Origin of the sequence: Calothrix sp. UHCC 0171 (assembly GCF_034931845.1) — a bacterium.
In the GTDB taxonomy this organism is placed as follows: domain Bacteria; phylum Cyanobacteriota; class Cyanobacteriia; order Cyanobacteriales; family Nostocaceae; genus Brunnivagina.
Map to the genome: position 1 here is coordinate 52726 of NZ_JAYGHN010000023.1, position 7003 is coordinate 59728.

7 protein-coding genes are annotated in these 7003 nt (G+C 40.7%); 4 read left to right on the forward strand and 3 right to left on the reverse strand.

The features are described 5' to 3' along the window. Positions 1-11: 11 nt before the first annotated feature. The 3 genes from VB733_RS17440 to VB733_RS17450 all read right to left on the reverse strand — a co-directional run bounded on the left by VB733_RS17440 (position 12) and on the right by VB733_RS17450 (position 2102). Positions 12-467 (reverse strand): histidine kinase dimerization/phosphoacceptor domain-containing protein, encoded by a 456-nt coding sequence (locus VB733_RS17440; protein WP_323341325.1) that lies wholly within the window; start codon positions 465-467, stop codon positions 12-14. Between the two features lie 161 nt (positions 468-628). Next, on the reverse strand, positions 629-1576 hold the full coding sequence (locus tag VB733_RS17445) for a sensor histidine kinase (RefSeq protein ID WP_323341326.1): 948 nt from the start codon (positions 1574-1576) through the stop codon (positions 629-631). A 166-nt stretch (positions 1577-1742) separates the two neighbouring features. Next, entirely contained in the window at positions 1743-2102 is a 360-nt protein-coding gene (locus VB733_RS17450; protein WP_323341327.1) for a hypothetical protein, read from the reverse strand. A 247-nt stretch (positions 2103-2349) separates the two neighbouring features. Between VB733_RS17450 and VB733_RS17455 the strand changes: the two genes are divergently transcribed. From VB733_RS17455 to VB733_RS17470, 4 genes are all read left to right on the forward strand, one after another. Next, positions 2350-2667, forward strand: a complete 318-nt coding sequence (locus VB733_RS17455) for a hypothetical protein (protein WP_323341328.1) — start codon at positions 2350-2352, stop codon at positions 2665-2667. Positions 2668-2954: 287 nt separating this feature from the next. Further along, positions 2955-3935 carry a homocysteine S-methyltransferase family protein gene (locus VB733_RS17460; RefSeq protein WP_323341329.1) on the forward strand — a complete coding sequence of 327 codons (981 nt, stop codon included), beginning with the start codon at positions 2955-2957 and terminating at the stop codon, positions 3933-3935. 205 nt (positions 3936-4140) lie between these two features. Next, on the forward strand, positions 4141-6144 hold the full coding sequence (locus VB733_RS17465) for an iron uptake porin (protein WP_323341330.1): 2004 nt from the start codon (positions 4141-4143) through the stop codon (positions 6142-6144). A gap of 99 nt (positions 6145-6243) precedes the next feature. Beyond that, positions 6244-7003, forward strand: a 760-nt coding sequence (locus tag VB733_RS17470) for a hypothetical protein (RefSeq protein WP_323341331.1), incomplete at its 3' end; no start/stop codon positions are given.

The window sequence follows — 7003 nt, forward strand, 5'->3', positions numbered from 1 at the left end:
CACAAATATACTTAATACTTACTTGATAATAAATATATTTCTGCTTGTGAAGCATAACATTTTGAGTTTTCTCCGATTACTTGCTCTACACTCATTTCTTTGACAATTTGTCGAACTTCATACATTAAACTGGCACTGAGTTGGGAAGCATCTGTAAGTGATTCATGTGCTTGTTCGGGGTTGATAAACCAATATTTTTGGGCAACTTGTAACTGAATATTTAAAGCTGCGATCGATTGCCCTAAAGCATTATATAAGTTGATTAAATTTTGATTTTTTTCCTGTATCTCAGTCATGTTTAGTATCTGAGATGTATAGAGATTTATTTGTTGTTCAAATAATATTAATTGGCAGTGTTTTTGATAATTAGCATGAACAGCATTCACTAATTGCCAGATTAGAGTTAATAGAAAAGCTACCAACAACAGAACAGCTAGCATATATTTCGCTTGATAACGATAGAACATCGGTGAATGTATAATGCAATTTACTTGTTCACCTCCTTATATTAATACCTTGAATATTGGAAATTCTCTAGTAGTTTTTGATTTTTCCAACTTTAGTTGGAAAGGGAATCTATGTTGAATATAAAGTCACTATACATATGGTTGAGAGTCATACTAAAGTCTTATGCGTTCAAATTTAAAGGTTGCCATTCACTAATCTTGACCATTTTTGACGAAGATATCAAAAGCTCTGGTTCCTGTTGGATATATTCTGTGTCAAAGCTTGTTGCTGTATTTGAGATGTTGACAGGTTCAAGGTTGGTGAAATTATATAATGTTGTCAACTCAGATTCGGGTATTACATCTTTTTGGCTCAAATCGCTGGGGAAATTAGGTTGAATTAGTGTATTTTCTTCCTGACTAATAATTTCCGGTATGCGAGATATTTGCATGGGAATCCCCACACTAATGCAACAGCCCTGACCAGGTTTTGATTCTAGTTGCAAACGACCTTGTAAAACTGCAACCCGTTCTTTCATCCCTTGAATGCCATAACCACCAGAAACCTGTGTCACATCAAATCCACAACCATTATCTTTAATAATTAAATATATCCCTGTTGGAGTTGTGCAGATATTAATTTGTACTGCTGTTGCTTTAGCATATTTGCGAATATTATTGAGTGCTTCTTGGGTAATTCGATAAACAGGTGTAACCAAATAGGAAGATAAGGCGATGGGTAAATCTATGTTAACTTCGGGTGAAATTCCTGTTGTTCGTTCAAAATCACTTACCAATGATTCTATGAGCGTTTCCAGTGACTGAGTTTCCACGGCTTCGCTGCGTAATGCTTTTACTGATTGACGAACTTCCCGTGTGGCAATTCCCACCAATCGATGTGCCTCAGTTAAAAACTCCTGTGCTTGACTGGGATTGGGTTGACATAATTTCATTGCAGTTTGTAATTGAAAATTCAGCGCCGTTAGCGAATGTCCCAACGAATCATGTAAATCTCGCGCAATGCGATCGCGTTCTTGTTTTGCTGATAAATTTGCAAACTGTAACACGCATTGCCACAAAGAATCATGCATTTGAGCGAGTTCTTCGGGTGTGTATAGTTCTTCTACCACAGTTACTCTCTCCCTAATTTCTTATCTACTTTCTCTATATTTCTGGTTAAGGAATAGTTATGCAATTTTGGGCAATGGGAAAAGGTAAAGTAACCCCACCTTACTATGCAGCAAGGTGGTTAATTATCTGGCTATTTAAATCTGGGTAATTTCAATCACTATGCAATTAATTCCAACGATATCCTTCATAGGGGTTGCGCTCCCTAAGTATGCGATCGCAGAACCTCCAATTATGATGGGAGCGAACCATACATTCGCGGTAGCGGCGCATTCGTGCCCTTTCCCATACTTCTGCAAGTGCTCTACGATTATTCCAAGGGTTCGGACGATAGGGATCAGGGTAACGACCATTACCAGGATAGCGATCATTTCCAGGTTGACGATAAACCTGCGCTACCCTATATTCTGGGTTTACCTTATTTGTGGTCAAGCTTTGCTCTGCTTGAACTCGACTAGCAGTCGCTAGGATGGTAGCCACTGCTGCGATGCCAGCAATAGAGAGAGTTAAAAATTTTTTATTAAACATACTCTCACCTCCCTTAACAGGAGTGGAAGGGAATTAGTGAAGGTGTTTCCCTACTTTTATAATATCTCATAGCCTAACATTATATCAAAAAATATACACAATTTGAAAAAAATAATGTGATGGATGGAAAATCGAAGAGAGGAAATATTGAGGCTACGTGATAGCAACAAGTTTGTGACTAAGTGCATAAATCTGGAGAGTCCAACATATTCAAAGTAGAACACAGCTAACACAAACTATATTGATTATGTCTCATCTTCAGAAAGTAATTAACATCACACTCTTGACAACCGTGCTTTTTGCTCCTGCTGCGATGGCACAACAACAATCCCTCAGAACAGAAATTGGTGGACTTGAACAACATGTGCCATGTCAAGATCGTCATGGCAAACCCATTCCCTGTCCTTGGCAGAAACCGATTAAAGATAATGTGACAACTGGTGACACAAGTGCAGAGAAAAAAGCAAATCCCTGCAATCCGAAAAAAGGACAACCTGTTGATACTAAAGCCTGTCGCGATTACATTAATGGGAATCCCAAGCCACCAACCCAACCCAAATCTTAATTTGAACATAATTGTTGGGTTGCGGCTTGCTTCCCAACAAACACAGGGCTTACGCACGTGAAGCCAGAAACCAGGTTTCTTTGCATAAGTCCTAAAATGTTGATATTGAGTCAGTAATCAGGTCAGTGTAACAGCTATTGCAGAGGGCAAAAGTGCCTCTTGTGTAAATTATTCTCCGATTAATAATTACGAAGTTAGTTAGCAATTGCATAATATATAAATAGCGATCGTGTAATTAGTTAGTAGTTGATATTTGCTTGAGACAGCAAATAAGTAGGAGAAAGAAAATGGCACGATATAGAGACAGTTTGCCCCAATTATCAAGTGATTTGTTCCTTACCGATGGTGGACTGGAAACAACCCTCATCTTTCGTCAAGGGATTACACTACCTGATTTTGCTGCTTTTGATTTGTTGAAGCATCGCCAAGGCTATCAAGCACTTGAGCAATACTTTCGCACCTATGCTTCTATGGCTCAAAAATATGGAGTCGGCTTCATTTTAGAAAGTGCAACTTGGCGCGCCAACCCAGATTGGGGGAGAAAACTTGGTTATGATCATGAGTCGCTTGCAGAGATGAACCGTAGAGCGATCGCGCTACTCGATGAAATTCGCCAAGAATATGAGACTGAAAAGGCACGAATGGTGATTAGTGGATGCATTGGACCACGGGGAGATGGCTATGTTCCCACCGAGGTAATGACCGAAAATGAAGCGGAATTATACCATCACCAGCAAATTCAGACGTTTCGTGATACGGATGCCGATATGGTGACAGCAATCACCATGAACTATCCTGAAGAAGCAATTGGTATTACCCGTGCAGCAAAATTAGCAGAAATGCCTGTAGCAATATCTTTCACAGTTGAAACTGATGGCAAATTACCAACAGGTCAAAGCCTGAAAGATGCTATTGAACAAGTAGATACAGTCACCGACTATACACCTGTTTATTACGCAATCAACTGCGCCCATCCGACACATTTTGCAGATGTGTTAGCAGCCAATGAACCCTGGGTTCAAAGAATTAGGGGTATTCGTGCCAATGCTTCGATCAAAAGTCATGCGGAACTAAATGAATCTGTAGAAATTGATGATGGCAACCCAGAAGAACTTGGAAGTCAGTACCGTCAATTACTCAACAACTTGAAACATATCAATGTATTGGGTGGTTGTTGTGGTACCGATGAACGCCATGTCGAAGCTATCTGCAAAGCCGTTTTGCCACTGTTGTGGGCACATTTCGCGAATACATTTGCCAAGCTCTGAGCATAGTGATACCAATTCTCCAAAAGAAAGTAGCAGGTGATGACGCGGGGACGCGGAGATTTATTTTCTATAGATATCTTCTTCAGTAAAATTACATATAAAACTATTTATCAGTAATTTTTATCACGTATTGATAACTAAAACATCCTGTCTGCAATTATTTTTCCTGTCTAAATGACTATTGATACTAGTAGATAGGAATACAATGAGTGATATTGGTCTGCTGATGGCGGGCATATTAACGACAGGGCAAGCAACGCTGTCAGAATTACCGGAAGAGCCAGCAATTCAGCCAGACAGCGTGCAAGAATCTGACAAGGAGGAAAAAGCGGGAAAAACCGAATTTTCCTCTCAAAGTACATTACAAAATACGATCGCACCACCTGAATTAACGCTTTCCGAAAATAGTTCCCAACCAACCATATCGGAACTAACCCAAAAGCAAAAAAAATTATTAAATAAAATTACAGAAAAAGCTAAAAGAGACGAGGAAATACAGGAACTCTCCCCCTCACCGCGTCTCCCCCTCACCGCATCTCCCAATCACCGAGTCTCCCAATCACCGAGTCTCCCAATCACCGAGTCTCCCCCTCACCGCATCTCCCAATCACCCACTCCCGAATTTATTGATTCAATATCTCTAGATTCAAAGTCTCCAGATTCAACATTTCCAGATTCAACATCTACAGATGGCATGTCGCAAGTAACATCCGTATCGCAGTTAGGGGATATAGATTCCTCTCACTGGGCTTTTAGTGCTGCACAGTCTTTAGTCGAGCGCTATGGTTGTGTGGCTGGATATCCAGATGGAACATTTAAGGGGAACCGTAGCATGTCTCGCCATGAGTTTGCTGCGGGATTAAATGCTTGCCTGGATAAAATCAATGAGTTAATCGCCACTAATCAAGAAAATCTAGCCAAACAAGAAGATTTAATTGAACTACAACGCTTACAAGCTGAATTTCAACCAGAACTGACAATCCTTCAAGCACGCTTAAATAATCTGGAAGAGCGAACAGCAGAACTGGAAGCCAATCAGTTCTCCACCACCACAAAGCTGTATGGACAGGCGATTTTTAGCGTTCAGGGAACCAATGAGGGTGATATATTTTTATATCGCGGTGAAGAAACGCCCCGTAAAGCCGAAACAAATGTAACTTTTACAAGTAGCAGTCAATTGACTTTAGCAACTTCCTTTAACGGACGGGATTTACTGTTAACAGGACTTGCGGCTGGTAATTTAGGTTCATCAACCCAAGCTGTATCTACGAATATGGGTAGATTGGGTTTTGAATCGGATACCGGTAATAATGATGTGTATTTGAATGAATTATCCTATCGTTTTCCAGTTTCAGATAACTTTGGAGTTGTTGTTGGAACCGCAGGAGTCAACCCCATTAATACCTTTCGCGGCATCAATCCCTTAGAAGGTTCCGGTGATGGGGCAATTTCCCTATTCGGACAGCGTAACCCAATTTTGGCGATTGGTAGCAGTACCAGTGGGGTTGGTTTTGATTGGCAAATAAGCGATCGCATTTCTTTACAAGGTATCTATAGTGCCCAAATTGCCAGCTTTCCCGGCGATATTAATGTTGGTGGGCTTTTTGGAGGTAACTATACCGCAGGGGCACAAATTACCGTAGCACCTACCGATAATGTTGATATTGGCGTTCATTATCTCTTTAACCACTCACCCGATGGCAATCTCCGCACAGGTATTGGTGACACTCAATTAGTTTCACCCTTCGCGCCCCAAACTACTTTTGATACCCATGCAGTCGGTGCAACAGTTGCATGGCGAGTCAATCCCAACTTGCAACTAGGTGGTTGGGGTGGTTGGACTGCTTCTAATCCTGTTAACCTCTCCGGGACAGTAGAAACGACGAATTGGGCAGTATTTGCGGCATTTCCCAATCTTTTCCGTCCTGGTAATTTAGGTGGTTTAATCGTCGGACAACCGCCAAAAATCACATCAAGCACTTTACCCGATGGCTACAATCTACCGAACTTTGCTCTTCCCGACTTTGAGACAGGTGGTGGGAAAGGTGGACGGGAAGATACATCCTTACACTTAGAACTTTTTTACCGCGCCCAAATCAACGACAACATCTCCTTAACCCCCGGTTTATTTGTCATTCTCAATCCCAACCATAATAACGATAATGACACATTGGTAGTCGGGGCAATGCGGGCAACATTCCGGTTTTAATTTTCTACGGAGGAAGATGTAATTAAATAGACAATTGATTTACTTAATTCCTAACTCAGCAGTCCAAATTCCACACTTATTACTCCTTTTGGAGCATAAATGCAACTTTCACACTCAAACTCAAAATATCACATTCAACGCATGTATAAATTAGGTTTGACAACTTTAGCTAGTGGTAGTTTGGCAATACTTGGTTTAGGTTTGCAAACTTCTCCAGCTGCTGCACAACTTAATATTCAAACAACTGGGGAAATCTCAGGAACGCTCAATTATCCCTTTGGCGTGACGACTAATAATAGAACTACCCGGATTAATACGGATGCTAATGGTACTTTTTTTCGCAATATTGGGACTCAAAGTAATCCAAATTTAGTTCCTGTTTATTCGTCGAAATTTGTACAAGTGCAAACAAATGCAGATGGTAGTTTGAAATATTTTGTAGACTTTTATGGGTTGCAATTTATTTCCCGTGATGGCGCGATCGCATCACAGGATTTATTGAGTGGCGAACTACAAAGTTATAATTACCAAGGCAGACCTAATTTCCCGGTCAAGTTTCAAGCTTCCGTTCAAGACGAATTATCTTTACAACGAGCTTTTTTTGAAGGTGTTGTCAGAGACCCGAAAACAGGAAATTTATATCAAGGAACATTTGAAGTTAGCGGACAAGGACCAAGATATAGCGATCGCAATGGTGGTGATAGTCCCACTGTATTTGATTTTAAAACTGACTATGACCCCAAATCAGGTGTACAACCAACACCTGCCCTGAGTTCATACAAAATGACTAATGTACCATTAGTGCGTCTGACAATCAAAATTCCTGCGGGTACGCAACCGATTAATACCGGAGGTGGAA